The organism is Sphingomonas sanxanigenens DSM 19645 = NX02, from assembly GCF_000512205.2.
GTDB lineage: Bacteria > Pseudomonadota > Alphaproteobacteria > Sphingomonadales > Sphingomonadaceae > Sphingomonas_D > Sphingomonas_D sanxanigenens.
Window position 1 is genome coordinate 5,847,645 of sequence record NZ_CP006644.1, and the last position, 15,122, is coordinate 5,862,766.

Genomic DNA, 15,122 nt, shown 5'->3' on the forward strand with positions numbered 1-15,122 from the left:
AATAATTTCTGTTTTTACAGAAATAACTGATGGAGGAGAACATGCTGGCGACGGCAAGAGGAGTGCAGGGCCGCTATCAGGGCTGGCGCCGGTCGCTGCCGAGGCCAGAGGCCGACGAAGCGCATCCGTTCCGCCGGCTGCTCGGCGGCGAGCGCTGGGCGGCGCTTCCCGCCGCGGTGCGCGAGCGCTTCCGCCGTCGCATCGGGCCGGAAGGCTGCCTGACCTATGTCGGCGAAGTCACCGAATGCCGGATGAGCCGGCTCGGCTGGCTGCTCGCACAGCTGGCGCGCATGATCGGCAGCCCGCTGCCGCTCCATCGCGACACGGGCGTGCCCGCCTGCGTGACGGTGACCGAGGATCGCGCTGGCGGCGGCCAGTTCTGGACGCGCCAATATGGCCGTCGCGCGGGCTTCCCCCAAGTCATCTACAGCGCCAAGCGCTTCACCGGTCCAACCGGGCTCGAGGAATATCTCGGCCTCGGCGTCGGCATCGCGCTCGGCCTCACCGTCGAGGGGGGCGTGCTGAGTTTCGTCAGCGACCATATCTTCTGGCGGCTGGGCAGGCTGCGGCTGCGCCTGCCGTGCTGGCTGAGCCCGCGCCTCACCGTCGCACATATCGACTGCGGCCACGGCCGCTTCGTGTTCACGCTGGATCTCACCCACCCCCTCGCCGGCCGGCTGGTGCGACAGGTGGCGGTGTTCGCCGATCCGGAAACCGATGGAGACGCGACATGATCGACGCCCCTATGATCGATACCATGCTCTGGGTGCTGCTGTTCGCGCAGATCGCGCTGGGCGGCTTCGACACGCTCTATCACCATGAACTCACCTTGCGGCTGGCGTGGCAGCCCGGCCAGGCGACCGAGCTCGGCCTTCATGCCGTGCGCAACCTGATCTACGCGATCGTCTTCCTCGTGCTGGGCTGGTCCGAGCCGCAGGGCGGCTATGCCGCGGCCCTGCTCGCGCTGCTGCTGGTCGAGCTCGGCATTACCCTGTGGGATTTCGTCGAAGAGGATCGCACCCGGCTGCTGCCGGCGAGCGAGCGCGTGACGCACACTCTGCTGACGCTCAATTATGGGGTGATCCTCGCGCTGCTGCTGCCCGATCTGTGGGCGCGCACCGCACTGCCCACCGCCTTGCCCATCCTTTTCCACGGCCTGCCGTCGATCCTGTTCGCCATCGCCGCACTGGGCGTGACGTTGAGCGGCCTGCGCGATCTTGCCGCCGCCCGCCGTGCCCCGCGCCTCGTCGAACCCGATGCGGCGGCGCTGGCGGAGGCGCTGCCGACGCGATGCAGGATCCTCGTCACCGGCGGCACCGGCTTCGTCGGCCGCCGGCTGGTCGCGGCACTGGCGGGGGCCGGGCACGAGGTTATCGTGCTGACCCGCGACCCCGCGCGCGGTGCGACGCTCCCCCGCCCGGTCCGGATCGTCACCAGCCTCGACGCCATCGACCGCGCAGAGCGGCTCGACGCGATCGTCAACCTCGCCGGCGAGAGCATCGCCGGCGGGCTGTGGACGTGCCGCCGCCGTGCCGCCATCCGCGCCAGCCGCATCGAGACCACCCGCGCGCTGGCGACGCTCGCCCATCGCCTTGCGGTGCCGCCAGCGGTGCTCGTCAGCGCCTCGGCGATCGGCGTCTATGGCGATCGCGGCGAGGCGTTGCTCGACGAGACCAGCCCCGCCGGCACCGGCTTCTGCGGCGAGATCTGCGCCGCGTGGGAAGCGGAGGCCGATCGGATGGCGGCGGCGGGCGTGCGCATCGTGCGGCTGCGCATCGGGCTGGTGCTGGCCGCGGCGGGCGGGCTGCTCGGCAATCTGCTGCTGCCGTTCGAATTCGGCATGGGCGGCCGCATCGGCAGCGGCCGGCAATGGATGAGCTGGATCCACCGCGACGACCTCGTCCGCCTGATCGCCTTCGCGATCGCCACGCCCACGCTGGAAGGTGCGGTCAACGCCGCCGCCCCCAACCCCGTGCGCAATGCCGACTTCACCCGCGCGCTCGGCCATGCGCTGGGCCGCCCGACGGTGCTGCCGCTGCCCGCCGCCCCGCTCCGCGCGTTGCTCGGCGACTTTGCCGACGAGCTGTTTCTTGCCAGCCAGCGCGTGCTGCCGGTACGCGCGGTGTTCGAAGGCTTCCGCTTCCGCCACCCCCGCATCGAGGGCGCGCTGGCGGCGATCACCGGCGCGGTGCGGCCCGCCGCAGCCGCCACGCCCAGCCGCCCGTTCGCGGCGTTGCGCCGGCTGCATTGAGGGAGGGCAGGATGGTCGAGGTTTCAGGTGCGCGTATCGCCGGCGCGGTGATGGCCGCGGCCTTTGCCGGGGTGGCGATGATGATCGCGATCTTCATGGGTATGATGATGTTCGGAGGCGGAGCCGAGGCGCTGATCGGGCTGCCGGCGATCATCTTCTTCGGCATGATCTTCGGATTGCCGATCGCGCTGGGGCATATCCTGATTCTCGGCATGCCCGCCTGGCTGCTGCTCAACCATTGGCGACCGCTGGGCCGGATCGGCACCGCCGCGCTCGGTATGGTCATCGGCGCGGTGCCGGTGACGATCCTCGGCTTTGTCGATCCGCCGGCAAACCCGCTCACGCAGGTGGCATTCAGCGCCGCCTTCGGCGCGGCGGGAGTGATCGCGGCCTTGGCCTTCCTAAGGATCGTGGGTGGCCGCAGAACCCAATGAGCCGCATCCTCATCATCGGCGGCTATGGCGGTTTCGGCGCGCGGCTGGCGCGGCGGTTGGCGGCGCGCGGGCATCGGCTGATCGTCGCCGGCCGCAGCCTCGACGGGGCGCGGCGCTTCTGCGCCACGCTGGAGGGCGCCGAGCCCGCCCGGATCGACCGCGCCGACATCGGCGGCGCCCTGGCCGCGCTCCGGCCCGATCTCGTCATCGATGCCGCCGGCCCGTTCCAGGCAAGCGGTTACGCCGCGCCCCGCGCCTGCATCGCCGCCGCCATCCCCTATGTCGATCTGGCCGATGCGCGCGGCTTCGTGGCCGGCATCGGCGCGCTCGATGCGGCCGCGCGGGCGGCAGGCGTCGCGGTCGTGACGGGCGCGTCGAGCGTGCCGGCGCTGTCGGGTGCCGCCGTTCGCGCGATCACGCACGACATGGCGGCGGTGCGATCGGTGGAGATGGCGATCACCGCCTCCAACCGCGCCGGTGCCGGCCCATCGGTGACGCGCGCGGTGCTGTCCTATGCCGGGCAGGCGCTGCCTTTGTGGCGCGGACGGCGCTGGACGACGGGGTTCGGCTGGCAGGAGATGCGGCGCGCGCGCTTCACCATCGCTGGCCGGCCACCGCTCGACCGGTGGGTCGCGCTCGCCGATGTCCCCGACCTTGCACTGATGCCCTCCGCGCTGCCCGGCCAGCCGGCGGTGACGTTCCGCGCCGGCACCGAACTCGGCTTCCAGAACCTGGTCCTCTGGGCCGCGAGCTGGCCGGTGCGCTGGCATTGGATCGCAGGACTCGGCCGCGCGGCGCCCTGGCTGTCGCGGCTGCAGCGGCTGACGGTCCGGCTCGGCGGCACGCGTTCGGCGATGCGGGTCGCGGCGCGTGGTCGTCGCCCCGAGGGTGACGTCGAACGCTGCTGGACCCTGCTCGCCGATCATGGCGACGGCCCGGAGATTCCGACGCTGGCCGCCGTGCTGGTCGCCGAGGCGATCCTCGACGGCCGGATCGCGTCCGGCGCCGTCGATGCGTCACGGCTGCTGGCGCTCGCCGATTTCGCGCCGCTGTTCGCGGAACTGGCGGTCGAGCAAGACATCGTCGAACGCCCGCTGCCGCCGCCGCTCTACCGCCGGGTGCTGGGCGCCGGCTTCGATCGGCTGCCGCCGCTGGTCGCGGCGATGCACGACATCTGCGCCGACGACGGTGCGGCGGGCGAGGCGCATGTGGCGCGCGGCCGCGGCCCGCTTGCCGCGCTTGCCGCCGCGATCATGCGCTTTCCGCCCGCGGGCGACCATGACCTGCACATGGCCTTCGCCGCCGATGACCGGGGTGAACGCTGGACGCGCCGCTTCGGCCGCCATGGCTTTTCCAGCCGCATGACCGCCCGCAAGGGGCTGCTGATCGAGCGTTTCGGCCCGCTCCGCTTCGGTTTCCAGCTGGCTGCCGATGCCGAAGGGCTGGCGATGCATCTCCGGCGGTGGAGCATCGCGGGACTGCCGCTGCCCCTCGCGCTCGCACCGCGCCTGTCGGGGCGCGAATGGCAGGAGGGAGACCGGTTCCGTTTCGAGGTCGATGCCGCGCTGCCGCTGGTCGGCCGGGTGCTGCGCTATGAGGGCTGGCTGCGGCCGTCGACCGCGCAGCCCTGATTCACCTGCTCGATCCGCGATTGCCTTCCCGCGCGGCCAGGCGCACATCTGCGCCATGACGATCCCGGAAGTGCTCGCTGCGGTGCCGGCCGGCCTCCTCGCCACGCTGCGCCGCCGTCATGCCGAGCCGTTGCGCGCCTATCATGACTGGTCGCATGTCGAGGCGATGCTCGCTCTGTTCGCCGAGACGCGCGCGGATCTCGCAGCGCCGGATGCGGTGCTCCACGCGATCCTGTTTCACGATGCGGTCTATGATCCGCAGGCGCACGACAATGAGGAACGGAGCGCGCTGCTGCTCGAAACGCTGGCCGCCGGGCTGCTGGACCGCGCGACGCTCGACCGGGCGGCGCGAATGGTCCGCGCCACCCAGCGCCACCGCATCGATCCCGCCCTGCCGCCAGACGAGCGGGCCGACATGGGGCGCTTCCTCGACATGGATCTTGCGATCCTCGGTGCCGAGCCGGCGCGCTTCGACGCCTATGAGGCGGCGATCCGGTTCGAATATGGCCATGTCGCGGATGCCGGCTTCGCCGCCGGACGCGCCGCGGTGATGGCCGGGTTCGGGCGACGCGCGCGGCTCTATCTGTCCGACTGGGGCCATGGCCGCTTCGAGGCGCAGGCACGGGCCAATATCGCGCGTTCGCTTGCCCGCCTCGCCGCTGCCGTCTGATCCCGTCCGAGAACCGAGGATGCGCTTTGCCGCATGCCCGCAGGCCATCGCAGCGTCGGTCGGGAACCGCATGGGCGGATCCGGCGCGGCTGGACTGAGGGAACCCGCGCGGCTCCGGTTCGCTCTCCCGGCGAAGTGCCAATCACAGGAGCCGCGCGATGCCCGATCCCAACCAGCCCAGCCCCCGGCGCCTCGGTCGCGCCGGCATCTATATCGTCGCGATCGTGCTGGCGGTGTTCGTCTTCATCTTTTTCGCACGCAACATCTGGCATGGCGAGGAATTGAACGAGGATCAGGCGACCGGGCAGAACCTGTCGAACGCGCATGCCGAGCCGGCTTACGACACGAATTGATCGGGGGCATGGCTGCACCCGCCGCCCCGGACCGTCGAACGCGATCGCGTCGAACGACGCGGTCGCGCGAGATCCGGCCATTCTCCTTCCTGAGGATCGAGCCGTCGCTGGCGACCTGCGGCTTGCCGGGGATGGGCGTCAGGCGCGGACCTGTTTCGCCACCGCGTCGAGCAGGCCGTTGACGAAGCCCGACTCGCGCTTGTCGTAGAATGCCTGGGCGACGTCGACATATTCGCTGATCGCGCTCGCGGTGGGCACGTCGATGCGGGCGACCAGCTCATAGGTGCCGGCGCGCAGGATCTGGCGCATCGGCTTGTCCAGCCGCTCGAGCGTCCAGCCGGTGGCGAGCTTGCCGCTGATCAGCGCGTCGATCTCGTCGCGACGCGCATCGACGCCCTTCACGATATCGTCGAAGAAGGCGACTTCGGCGTCGACATACTCGACATCCTCGATCGTCGCGCCCAGCCGGTGGCGGTGGAACTCGTCGAGCAGCGCGGGCACCTTCGTGCCTTCCATCTCGAGCTGGTACAGCGCCTGCACCGCAGCGAGGCGGGCGGCGGAACGCGAACGGGAGCGATTCTGGACTTTGGAGGGATTCGACATGGGGGCTCACCTAGGCGCGCAGGCGCCAAAGGCAAGCCCGGCGTTGATTCTTACCCCAGCCGCACCGCGACCGAACGGGCGTGCGCGGGCAGACCCTCCGCCTCGGCGAGCGCGACCGCGGCGGGGCCGATCCGGCCGAGCGCCGCAGCGTCGAGCGCCAGGAAGCTGGTCCGTTTCATGAAATCGAGCACCGACAGGCCGGACGAGAAGCGCGCGCGGCGGCCGGTGGGCAGCACATGGTTCGGCCCCGCGACATAATCGCCGACCGCCTCGGGCGTCATCCGGCCGAGGAACACCGATCCGGCATGGCGCACCATCGCAAAAAGCGGCTCGGGATCGGCGACCGCAAGTTCGAGATGCTCGGGCGCCAACCGGTCGACCAGCGGCATCGCCTGCGCCAGCTCCTCGACGAGGATGATCGCGCCATTGGCGTTCCAGCTCGTCCGCGCCACGCCCTGCGTCTGCAGCCGATCGAGCTGCTCCGTCACCGCCGCGGCGACGGCATCGGCGAAGGCGGCATCGTCGGTGAACAGGATCGACTGGCTGGTCGGGTCATGCTCGGCCTGGCTCAGCAGGTCGGCGGCGATCCATGCGGGATCGTTCTCGCCATCGGCGACGACGACGATCTCCGACGGGCCGGCGACCATGTCGATGCCGACGACGCCGTAAAGCTGGCGCTTGGCCTCCGCCACCCAGGCATTGCCGGGGCCGGTGACGACGTCGACCGGGGCGATGCGATCGGTGCCATAGGCGAGTGCGGCGACCGCCTGCGCGCCGCCGATGCGCCACACCTCGTCCACCCCGGCGATCGCGGCCGCGGCGAGCACAAGCGGGTTGACGATGCCCTGCGGCGTCGGCGTCACCATCACCAGCCGCTCGACGCCGGCGACCTTGGCGGGGATCGCGTTCATCAGCACCGAGCTGGGATAGGCGGCGCGGCCGCCCGGCACATAGACACCGGCGGCATCGACGGCGCGCCAGCGCGCGCCGAGCCGGACCCCGGCCTCATCCACCCGGTCGCTGTCCGCCGGGCGCTGTGTCGCGTGATAGGCGCGGATGCGCGTCGCGGCGAGTTCGAGCGCCGCGCGCAACGACGGTTCGAGGCCGTCTAGCGCGGTCCGGCAGGCCGCCGCGTCGATCCGCCAGCCGCTGACATCGAGATCGAAGCCGTCGAACCGGCTGGTCAGATCGGCCACCGCCGCATCGCCCTCGGCGCGGACGCGCTTGAGGATCGCGGCGACGTCGCGCGAGACATCCTCGTCCGATTCGCGGCGCGCATCGACCAGCGTGGCGAAGGCCTCGGCGAAGCCGGGATCGCGGCTATCGAGCCGCTGCGGTCCTTCAGGCTGCACGGCCGAGCCTCTCCACCGCGGCGCGGACGCCGGCGACGATCGGGCCGATCTCCGCCGAGCGCGTCTTGAACGCGGCGCGGTTGACGATCAGCCGCGCCGACACCTCGGCGATGACTTCCACCTCGACCAGCCCGTTTTCCTTGAGCGTGCGGCCCGACGAGACGAGATCGACGATGCGGTCCGCCAGCCCCAGCACCGGGGCGATCTCCATCGCGCCGTTGAGTTTCACGCATTCGGCCTGCACGCCGCGCGCGGCGAAGTGGCGCGCGGTGAGCGACGGATATTTGGTGGCGACGCGAACATGGCTCCAGCTCCGCGGATCGTCGCTCGCGGCGAGCGCGACAGGCTCGGCGACCGATACGCGGCAATGGCCGATGTTGAGGTCGACCGGGGCGTAAAGCTCCGAATAGTCGAACTCCATCAGCACGTCCGAGCCGACGATGCCGATCTGCGCGGCGCCATGCGCGACGAAGGTGGCGACGTCGAACGCGCGCACGCGGATCAGTTCGATGTCCGGGCGGTTGGTGGCGAAGCGCAGCGCGCGGCTGTCCTCATCGGCGAAGGCCGCTTCGGGTTCGACGCCGGCGCGCGCGAGCAGCGGCAGCGCCTCCTTGAGGATGCGGCCCTTGGGGATGGCGATTACGAGGGGTCCGGCCATGATCGCGGCGCTTTACTTGGGGGGCTCCCCATGTGCAACCGAAGCCATGGCAGACGAACACGCGAATCGTGCGGCCTTCGAGGTGCAGGCGCAATATTGTGACGCCAACGATGCGCCGATCACCGCGCTCCTGTGCCGCGGCATCGCCCGCACGATCGACGACGGCAGCGGTTTCGGGCGGGCGATTCTCGGCTGGCCGGGCGCGCCGATCGCGGACGGGCTTGCATTGCGCGCCGCGGCAGGCTTCCATGCCGTGTGGCGCGACGGCCGCGCGGCGCCGCTCGATGCGCTGTTCGCGGGGGTGGTGCAGGAAACTGCACAGCTTGCTGCTGCCCTGTGCACTATAGTGCACACCCATGATGCCGAATTGACCGCCTGGCTCGACAGTCCGCCGCAGACCAACGAACCGGGTCGTTCGGCCGGATTGATGTCGGGGCTGCTGGTGCTCGCCGCGCGCTTCGGCCTGCCCTTCGACCTGCTGGAAATCGGATCGAGCGCCGGGCTCAACCTGCTGATCGACCGCTTCGCGTTCGACCTCGGCGGCGTGCGCGCGGGGTCGGCCGGGTCGCCGGTGCCGATCCGCCCCGACTGGCGCGGGCCGCCGCCGCCGATCGCCGATGTCCGCATCGATTCGGTCCGCGGCGTCGATATCCGCCCGATCGATGCGACCGCGCCGGGCGCCGAGCGCCGGCTACTCGCCTATATCTGGGCGGATCACCGCATCCGCTTCGATCGCGTCTCGCGCGCGATCGCGATGATCCGCGCGCGGCCGGTCGATCTCGTCCAGGGCGATGCCGCGGACTGGGTCGAGGCCGCGCTCGCCCGGCCGCAGGTTGCGGGCACGATGCGCGTGCTGATGCATTCGATCGTCTGGCAATATCTCCCGGCGGAAGGACAGGCGCGGATCGCGGCGGCGATGGCGGCGGCCGGCGCGGAGGCGACCGAGGATCGGCCCCTGGGCTGGGTGACGCTGGAGGCGGACCGCACGCTCAACCGGCACGATCTGGTGGTGAGGACATGGCCGGGGGACGGCGCGCCGGTGCTGCTCGCGCACGCGCATGCACATGGCTTCTGGGTGGAGTGGGTGACGGACTGATCCGCCGCGAGGGTCAGGAACCCAGCCAGTCCCGCAGCGCCTCGATCACCGCGTCGGGCCGTTCCCACGGCACGAAATGCCCGCCCTGCACGGTGATCACGCCAAGATCCTCGACCAGCGGCGGCAGCCCCTGGATCTGGCAGGGGAGCAGCGCGCGATCGCCCAGCGCCCAGATCACCAGCACAGGCATGCGCAGAACCGGGAAGGGGCGGTCGATCCAGTCGGGCCGCTCCGCCTCGGCGCCGATCGCCGGCACCACGATCTGCGACGCGCGATACCAGTTCAGCATCGCGGTCAGCGCGCCGGGCTGGGACCATTGGTCGAGATAGACCTGGCGTTCGTCGCCGATGGTTTCCGGGTCGGCGTGCGCTGCGAAGACGCGATCGAAGAAGGTGCCGATGCCGGCGCGCTCGAACTGCGACTCGATGCCCGGCGTGCGGAATATGCGGATATACTGGCTCGCCTCCCGCTGCGCGGCATCGTCGATCAGCGAGCGCTGGAAGACCAGCGGATGCGGGGCGTTGAGAATCACCAGGCGGGCGACGCGATCGGGGCGGGCGAGCGCCGCGGTCCAGGCGACGGCACCGCCCCAGTCATGGCCGACCAGGGTGAAGGTGCCGATGCCGAGCGCGTCGGCCAGCGCGATCAGATCCGCCAGGATCTTGTCGATGCTGTAGTCCGCGACGTCCTGTGGCTTGGAGGAGCCGCCGAAACCGCGCTGATCGGGCGCGACGACATAATGGTCGCGCGCGAGATCGGGCAGGATTCTTCGCCAGGTACGGTGCGATTCGGGGAAGCCATGGAGAAAGATGATCGCCGGGTTCGAGGGATCGCCGCCCGTCGCGACCTCCAGCTCGGCGCCGGTCGGCAAGGCGATCCGGCCGAGCGCCACGCCTGCGATGGCCGCGGTCATTCCGTCCCGTCCAGTTCGGGATAGTGGCGGAAAATGCCGTCCTCGTTGAACGGCGTGCGGCGCTTGCTCTCGCCATAGGCGGCGATGCCAGGCAGCGCCGCGACACGGTCATGCAACGCGACGAGCGCGGGGATGAGCGGTTCCAGCGCCATCATTCGATCGGGAAACATATAGCGGAGCCCCTCGATGAGCTGAAACAGCGAGCAATCGGCATAGCTCCACGTCGCGCCGCCGATCCATTCATCCTCGCCCAGGGTCTTTTCGAACCAGCCGAGATATTTGGGCATGCGCTGCGCGCGGAATTCCGCGGCGAAGCGCGCGGCCTCGCTCTTCTGCTGCTCGTAATAGGCGCCGACACCGCAGGGATGATGCGCCTGATGGACCTCGGCGATCATATCCGCGACGGTAAGCTGCACCTGATGCACCCACAGCCGGTCCGCCGGGTCGGCCGGGGCGAGCCCATGCGTGTCGCCGAGGTACAGCAGGATGTTGCCGGTCTGCGCGATCGCGCGATCGTCGGGCAGCACCAGATAGGGCGGGGCAAAGGGTCCGCGGCGCTTGCGCGATCCCATGTCGGCGATCATCGCGCTGACACCCTGTTCCCGCGCGCTGTCCTCATAAGGGATGCCGGCCGCCTCCATCGAGAGGCGCACGAACTCGCCCCGTCCGGGGATCGAGGGCCAGTACCAGAGGCGATAGATCATGCCGCCTCGCCGGGTGCGGTGGCGCGAATCGCCAGCGCATGGACGCGCTCCGCCAGCAATTCTGCGAGCGCGCGATTCACCAGCCGCTGGCGCGCGACGCGGTTCTGCCCGGCGAAGGCAGCCGCCTCGATCTCGACGGTGAAATGCGATTCGCCGCGGGCATCGTGCCCGGCATGGCCGCGATGTTTCGCGCTGTCGTCGATTACCGCCAGACGGGTGGGCGACAGCGCTGCGATCAGCCGCGCCTCGATTTCGGCGGCGACTGGGCCTTTGGGTTCACTCTCCATCCACCCTATATACGGGGTTTGCACGATTTGGGGAGCCGCGGTGGCGGAACGCGAACGCATTAGAAAGGACCGGCCCAATGCGCGTTTTCATGGGCGGGTTGGCGGAACGGCTCATGCCTGCGCAGCGCCCGGCTGCGACCAGGCGGGCGAGTTTCGCGCGCCGCCCGAAGGCGGGGCGCGGTCTGGCTTCGACGGCCCCGGCGCGTGGCGCTGGCTGTGCCTTGACCATGTCCGCGCCTTCAACGCGAGCTATAATTTCTTCGCCGGGATGAGCCCCGACGAGATCGCCGACGCGCAGCAGCCCTTTGGCGGCTGGGAACGCGAGACCCGTGCCTTCTCCGCCAATGGCGGCGCCGACCGCCCGCCGCGCTGGGCCGACTTCACCGATCCGCTCGACGCGATCGGCGCGCGCTTCAACCGCGCCGCGCCCGACCCCGATCGCGCCGACGGCCGGCCGCTATCCGGTGAGAATCGCCGCGACCTCAAGACGCTGGGGCTGGAGCATGATGCCGACCGCCGCGCGCTGCGCCAGCGCTATGCCGAGCTGGTCAGGCGCTATCACCCCGATCGCAATGGCGGGGATCGCAGCCATGAGCGGCAACTGGGCGAGGTGATCGCGGCCTATACGCGGCTGAAGTCCGCGGCCGCGTTCGCCTGACCTTCTTTACTCCCGCAAGCGGGACGGGGCTCGGGGCTGTCAGCGTGCCAGCATCGGGCCGAGCGGGCGGCCGCCGAAGATGTGGACGTGGAGGTGCGGCACCTCCTGATGGGCATCGCCGCCGACATTGGCGAGCAGCCGATAGCCCGGCTCCACCAGCCCCGCCGCGCGCGCGACCGCGCCGACCGCGCGTACGAAGCCGCTGATCTCTGCGTCCGAGGCATTGGCGCTGAAATCGTCCCACGAGACGTAGCGCCCGGTGGGGATCACCAGAACATGGTGCGGGGCCTGCGGATTGATGTCGTTGAACGCCAGCGCATGGTCATCCTCATACACCCTGGTGCAGGGGATCTCGCCACGCAGGATACGCGCGAAGATGTTGGCGTCGTCATAGGGCAAGGTGGCGTCGATCGGCATCGTCCTGCATCCTCTCGCGATTATTCGGGTGAGCGCGCGGCCTTTTCCACCAACCCCGACACGCCGTCCCGGCGATCGAGTTCGGCGAGCACATCGGCGAAGCCCAGATCCATGTCCGCCAGCAATATGGCGAGGTGGAAGACGAGATCGGCGGCTTCGGCCGTCACCCCGGCGCGATCGCCGGCCACCGCCGCGATCACCGTTTCCACCGCTTCCTCGCCAACCTTCTGCGCGATCTTGGCGCGGCCGCGCGCGGTCAGCTTGGCGACATAGGAGGTCGAGGGATCGGCGCCGCGGCGCTCGGCGATGATCCGGGTCAGCCGGTCGATCGTGTCGCTCACCGGGATCAGGCCTCAACCGGCCGGCGCACGGGGATGCCCGCCGCCGCCATTGCGCGGTGGGCATCGGCGATGCTCGCCTCGCCGAAGTGGAAGATCGAGGCGGCGAGCACCGCGCTGGCATGGCCCTCGCGCACGCCCGCGACGAGATGGTCGAGCGACCCGACGCCGCCGCTCGCGACCACGGGCACCGAGACCCGGTCGGCGATCGTGCGAATCAGTTCGAGGTCATAGCCGTCGCGCGTGCCGTCGCGGTCCATCGAGGTGACGAGCAGTTCGCCCGCCCCCAGTTCGGCGAGGCGCACGGCGTGCGCGACCGCATCGATCCCCGTGGCGCGGCGACCGCCATGGGTGAACACCTCCCAGCCATTCCCCGTCCGCCGCGCATCGACCGAGCCGACGACGCACTGGCTGCCGAATCGCTGGGCGATGTCGCCGACCAGTTCGGGCCGCGCGACCGCGGCGCTGTTGACCGCCACCTTGTCCGCACCTGCCAGCAGCAGCGCCCGGGCATCCTCGGCGGATCGCACGCCCCCGCCGACGGTCAGCGGCATGAAGCAGACCGCAGCGGTGCGCCGGACGACATCGAGGATCGTGCCGCGCGCTTCATGGCTGGCGGTGATGTCGAGGAAGCAGAGCTCGTCGGCGCCCGCCGCGTCATAGGCCTGCGCCTGCTCCACCGGGTCGCCGGCATCGGCGAGATCGACGAAGTTGACGCCCTTGACGACGCGGCCGTTGGCGACGTCGAGGCAGGGGATGACGCGCGCGCGGACGGTCATCGCTGGCTCACGCCGCCGTCATCAGCGCGGTGCCGAGGTCGAGCCGGCCGTCATAGAGCGCGCGGCCGGTGATGACGCCCTCGATGCCGTCCGCGGCGTGGAGCGCCAGCAGCCGGATGTCCTCGATGCCGGCGACGCCGCCGCTGGCGATCACGGGGATGCTGCTCGCCAGCGCCAGTTCGACCGTCGCCTTGACGTTGCAGCCCTTGAGCAGCCCGTCCCGTCCGACATCGGTGAAGAGCAGCGCGGCGACGCCGGCATCCTCGAAACGCTTCGCCATCTCCTCGACGCGGACGGTGGAGACATCGGCCCAGCCGCGCGTCGCGACCAGGCCGTCGCGCGCATCGACCGCGACGACGACGGCGCCGGGGAAGGAGCGCGCGGCGTTGCGGACGAAATCGGGATCCTCAAGCGCCGCGGTGCCGATCACGATTCGCGCGACACCCAGCCCGAACCAGCGATCGGCCGCAGCCATGTCGCGAATGCCGCCGCCGAGCTGCACCCTGCCGGGGAAGGCGGCGACGATCGACTCGACCGCTCCAGCATTGACGGCGCGGCCGGCGAAGGCACCGTCGAGATCGACGACGTGAAGATGATCCGCGCCCTGCGCGGCGAAGGCGTGCGCCTGCGCCGCGGGATCGTCACCATAGACGGTGGCGCGGTCCATATCGCCCTCGGCGAGGCGGACGACCTGTCCGCCCTTCAGGTCGATCGCGGGGAAGATGATCAGGCTCATGGCCGCCAATCCAGGAAGCGCTTGAGAAAGGCGAGGCCATAGGCCTGGCTCTTCTCGGGGTGGAACTGGACGCCGACGATCGTGTCGCGGCCGATCGCGGCGGTCACGGGGCCGCCATGGTCGGTCCGCGCCAGTATGTCGGCGCCGGTGAAGGCATAGGAATGGAGGAAATAGGCCTCGCCGGCCGCGATCAGCGGGTGATCGCCGGCGGGCACGACATCGTTCCAGCCCATGTGTGGCACCTTGAGCGCCGCATCCTCCGGCGTCAGCAGGGCCACGGTGCCGGGGATCCAGCCGAGCCCGGCATGGCTGCCATGCTCCTCGCCGGTTTCGGCGAGCAATTGCATGCCGACGCAGATGCCGAGGAACGGCCGCCCGCTGCCGCGCACCGCCTGCTCGATCGCCTCGACCATGCCGGGGATCGCCCACAGCGAATCGCGGCAATGCGCGAAGGCGCCGACGCCGGGCAGGACGATGCGGTCGGCGGTGCGCACCAGATCGGGATCGGCGGTGACGGTGATATCGGTGGCGCCCGCCGCCTTGAGTGCGTTGTGGACGGAGTGAAGATTGCCCGCCCCATAATCGATCAGCGCGACGCGATCAGGCACCGCCGGCCGCGCCCCCCAACACACCCTTGGTCGACGGAATCGAATCGGCCTTGCGCGGATCGATCTCCACCGCCTGGCGCAACGCGCGCGCCAGCGCCTTGAACGCGCTTTCGACGATGTGGTGGTTGTTACGCCCGTACAGCGTTTCGCAGTGGAGCGTGATGCCCGCCGAGCCCGCAAAGCTGTGGAACCAGTGCTCGAACAGTTCGGCGTCCATATCGCCGAGGCGCGGCTGGCTGAATTCGGTCTTCCACACGAGGTAGGGACGGCCGGAGATATCGACCGCGACTCGGGTCAGCGTCTCGTCCATCGGCGCATAGGCGGTGCCGTAGCGGGTGATTCCCTTGCGGGTGCCCAGCGCCTGGCTGAACGCCTCGCCGATCGCGATGCCGCTATCTTCGGTGGTGTGGTGCTGGTCGATGTGGAGATCGCCCTCGGCCTTCACCTTGAGATCGATCAGCGAATGGCGCGAGAGCTGCTCGAGCATATGGTCGAGAAAGCCAATGCCTGTCGCGATTTCATAGACGCCGGTGCCGTCGAGATCGAGCTCGACCGCGATCGACGTTTCCTTTGTGCTGCGCTGAACCGAGCCCGTCCTCATGGCGAAGGGCCTATAGCGATCGACAAGGATGGC

At 70.2% G+C, this 15,122-nt stretch carries 20 protein-coding genes; 8 read left to right on the forward strand and 12 right to left on the reverse strand.

The genetic code is table 11. The annotated features are described in order from the left end of the window. Positions 1-41 precede the first annotated feature (41 nt). The 6 genes from NX02_RS26825 to NX02_RS26850 all read left to right on the forward strand — a co-directional run bounded on the left by NX02_RS26825 (position 42) and on the right by NX02_RS26850 (position 5,339). On the forward strand, positions 42-734 hold the full coding sequence (locus NX02_RS26825; RefSeq protein WP_084718364.1) for a DUF4166 domain-containing protein: 693 nt from the start codon (positions 42-44) through the stop codon (positions 732-734). Next, positions 731-2,251 carry a TIGR01777 family oxidoreductase gene (locus tag NX02_RS26830; protein WP_245648713.1) on the forward strand — a complete coding sequence of 507 codons (1,521 nt, stop codon included), beginning with the start codon at positions 731-733 and terminating at the stop codon, positions 2,249-2,251. The genes NX02_RS26825 and NX02_RS26830 overlap by 4 nt, the downstream gene beginning before the upstream one ends. Before the next feature lie 11 nt (positions 2,252-2,262). Then, on the forward strand, positions 2,263-2,685 hold the full coding sequence (locus NX02_RS26835; protein WP_025295251.1) for a hypothetical protein: 423 nt from the start codon (positions 2,263-2,265) through the stop codon (positions 2,683-2,685). Beyond that, positions 2,682-4,316 (forward strand): saccharopine dehydrogenase family protein, encoded by a 1,635-nt coding sequence (locus NX02_RS26840; RefSeq protein WP_039996862.1) that lies wholly within the window; start codon positions 2,682-2,684, stop codon positions 4,314-4,316. The genes NX02_RS26835 and NX02_RS26840 overlap by 4 nt, the downstream gene beginning before the upstream one ends. Positions 4,317-4,371: 55 nt before the next feature. Continuing rightward, positions 4,372-4,986 carry an HD domain-containing protein gene (locus tag NX02_RS26845; protein WP_025295253.1) on the forward strand — a complete coding sequence of 205 codons (615 nt, stop codon included), beginning with the start codon at positions 4,372-4,374 and terminating at the stop codon, positions 4,984-4,986. Positions 4,987-5,144: 158 nt separating this feature from the next. Then, positions 5,145-5,339 (forward strand): hypothetical protein, encoded by a 195-nt coding sequence (locus NX02_RS26850; protein WP_025295254.1) that lies wholly within the window; start codon positions 5,145-5,147, stop codon positions 5,337-5,339. 138 nt (positions 5,340-5,477) lie between these two features. Here the strand turns inward: NX02_RS26850 and nusB are convergent, their stop codons facing one another. Genes nusB through hisG form a run of 3 tightly spaced genes read right to left on the reverse strand, consistent with a single transcriptional unit; the run spans position 5,478 to position 7,952 of the window. Beyond that, complete coding sequence (nusB, locus tag NX02_RS26855) at positions 5,478-5,942, reverse strand: transcription antitermination factor NusB (protein WP_025295255.1); 465 nt, start codon at positions 5,940-5,942, stop codon at positions 5,478-5,480. Positions 5,943-5,992: 50 nt separating this feature from the next. After that, a complete protein-coding gene (gene hisD, locus NX02_RS26860) occupies positions 5,993-7,294 on the reverse strand; it encodes a histidinol dehydrogenase (protein WP_025295256.1) in 1,302 nt (433 codons plus the stop codon). Next, the gene (hisG, locus tag NX02_RS26865) at positions 7,284-7,952 is read right to left on the reverse strand and encodes an ATP phosphoribosyltransferase (protein WP_025295257.1); all 669 of its coding nucleotides are present in this window, start codon (positions 7,950-7,952) and stop codon (positions 7,284-7,286) included. The genes hisD and hisG overlap by 11 nt, the downstream gene beginning before the upstream one ends. A gap of 46 nt (positions 7,953-7,998) precedes the next feature. Here hisG and NX02_RS26870 point away from each other — a divergent pair, with 46 nt between their 5' ends. Next, on the forward strand, positions 7,999-9,048 hold the full coding sequence (locus NX02_RS26870) for a DUF2332 domain-containing protein (protein WP_025295258.1): 1,050 nt from the start codon (positions 7,999-8,001) through the stop codon (positions 9,046-9,048). 13 nt (positions 9,049-9,061) lie between these two features. Here NX02_RS26870 and NX02_RS26875 read toward each other — a convergent pair whose 3' ends face one another. From NX02_RS26875 to NX02_RS26885, 3 genes are read right to left on the reverse strand one after another with little or no spacing between them, the layout of a single operon-like run. Next, positions 9,062-9,961, reverse strand: a complete 900-nt coding sequence (locus NX02_RS26875; protein ID WP_025295259.1) for an alpha/beta fold hydrolase — start codon at positions 9,959-9,961, stop codon at positions 9,062-9,064. Further along, positions 9,958-10,665 (reverse strand): glutathione S-transferase, encoded by a 708-nt coding sequence (locus NX02_RS26880; RefSeq protein WP_025295260.1) that lies wholly within the window; start codon positions 10,663-10,665, stop codon positions 9,958-9,960. The genes NX02_RS26875 and NX02_RS26880 overlap by 4 nt, the downstream gene beginning before the upstream one ends. After that, on the reverse strand, positions 10,662-10,952 hold the full coding sequence (locus NX02_RS26885; RefSeq protein ID WP_025295261.1) for a BolA family protein: 291 nt from the start codon (positions 10,950-10,952) through the stop codon (positions 10,662-10,664). The genes NX02_RS26880 and NX02_RS26885 overlap by 4 nt, the downstream gene beginning before the upstream one ends. A gap of 40 nt (positions 10,953-10,992) precedes the next feature. Here NX02_RS26885 and NX02_RS26890 point away from each other — a divergent pair, with 40 nt between their 5' ends. Beyond that, on the forward strand, positions 10,993-11,610 hold the full coding sequence (locus NX02_RS26890; protein ID WP_025295262.1) for a J domain-containing protein: 618 nt from the start codon (positions 10,993-10,995) through the stop codon (positions 11,608-11,610). A 39-nt stretch (positions 11,611-11,649) separates the two neighbouring features. Here the strand turns inward: NX02_RS26890 and NX02_RS26895 are convergent, their stop codons facing one another. Genes NX02_RS26895 through hisB form a run of 6 tightly spaced genes read right to left on the reverse strand, consistent with a single transcriptional unit; the run spans position 11,650 to position 15,089 of the window. Beyond that, positions 11,650-12,027 (reverse strand): HIT domain-containing protein, encoded by a 378-nt coding sequence (locus NX02_RS26895; RefSeq protein WP_025295263.1) that lies wholly within the window; start codon positions 12,025-12,027, stop codon positions 11,650-11,652. A 20-nt stretch (positions 12,028-12,047) separates the two neighbouring features. Continuing rightward, positions 12,048-12,368 carry a phosphoribosyl-ATP diphosphatase gene (locus NX02_RS26900; RefSeq protein ID WP_025295264.1) on the reverse strand — a complete coding sequence of 107 codons (321 nt, stop codon included), beginning with the start codon at positions 12,366-12,368 and terminating at the stop codon, positions 12,048-12,050. A 5-nt stretch (positions 12,369-12,373) separates the two neighbouring features. Then, entirely contained in the window at positions 12,374-13,144 is a 771-nt protein-coding gene (gene hisF, locus NX02_RS26905) for an imidazole glycerol phosphate synthase subunit HisF (protein ID WP_025295265.1), read from the reverse strand. Between the two features lie 7 nt (positions 13,145-13,151). Then, entirely contained in the window at positions 13,152-13,880 is a 729-nt protein-coding gene (gene hisA, locus NX02_RS26910; RefSeq protein WP_025295266.1) for a 1-(5-phosphoribosyl)-5-[(5-phosphoribosylamino)methylideneamino]imidazole-4-carboxamide isomerase, read from the reverse strand. Beyond that, complete coding sequence (gene hisH, locus NX02_RS26915) at positions 13,877-14,488, reverse strand: imidazole glycerol phosphate synthase subunit HisH (RefSeq protein WP_025295267.1); 612 nt, start codon at positions 14,486-14,488, stop codon at positions 13,877-13,879. Before hisH ends, hisA begins: the two co-directional genes overlap by 4 nt. Next, the gene (gene hisB, locus NX02_RS26920) at positions 14,481-15,089 is read right to left on the reverse strand and encodes an imidazoleglycerol-phosphate dehydratase HisB (RefSeq protein ID WP_025295268.1); all 609 of its coding nucleotides are present in this window, start codon (positions 15,087-15,089) and stop codon (positions 14,481-14,483) included. The genes hisH and hisB overlap by 8 nt, the downstream gene beginning before the upstream one ends. Between the last annotated feature and the right edge of the window lie 33 nt (positions 15,090-15,122).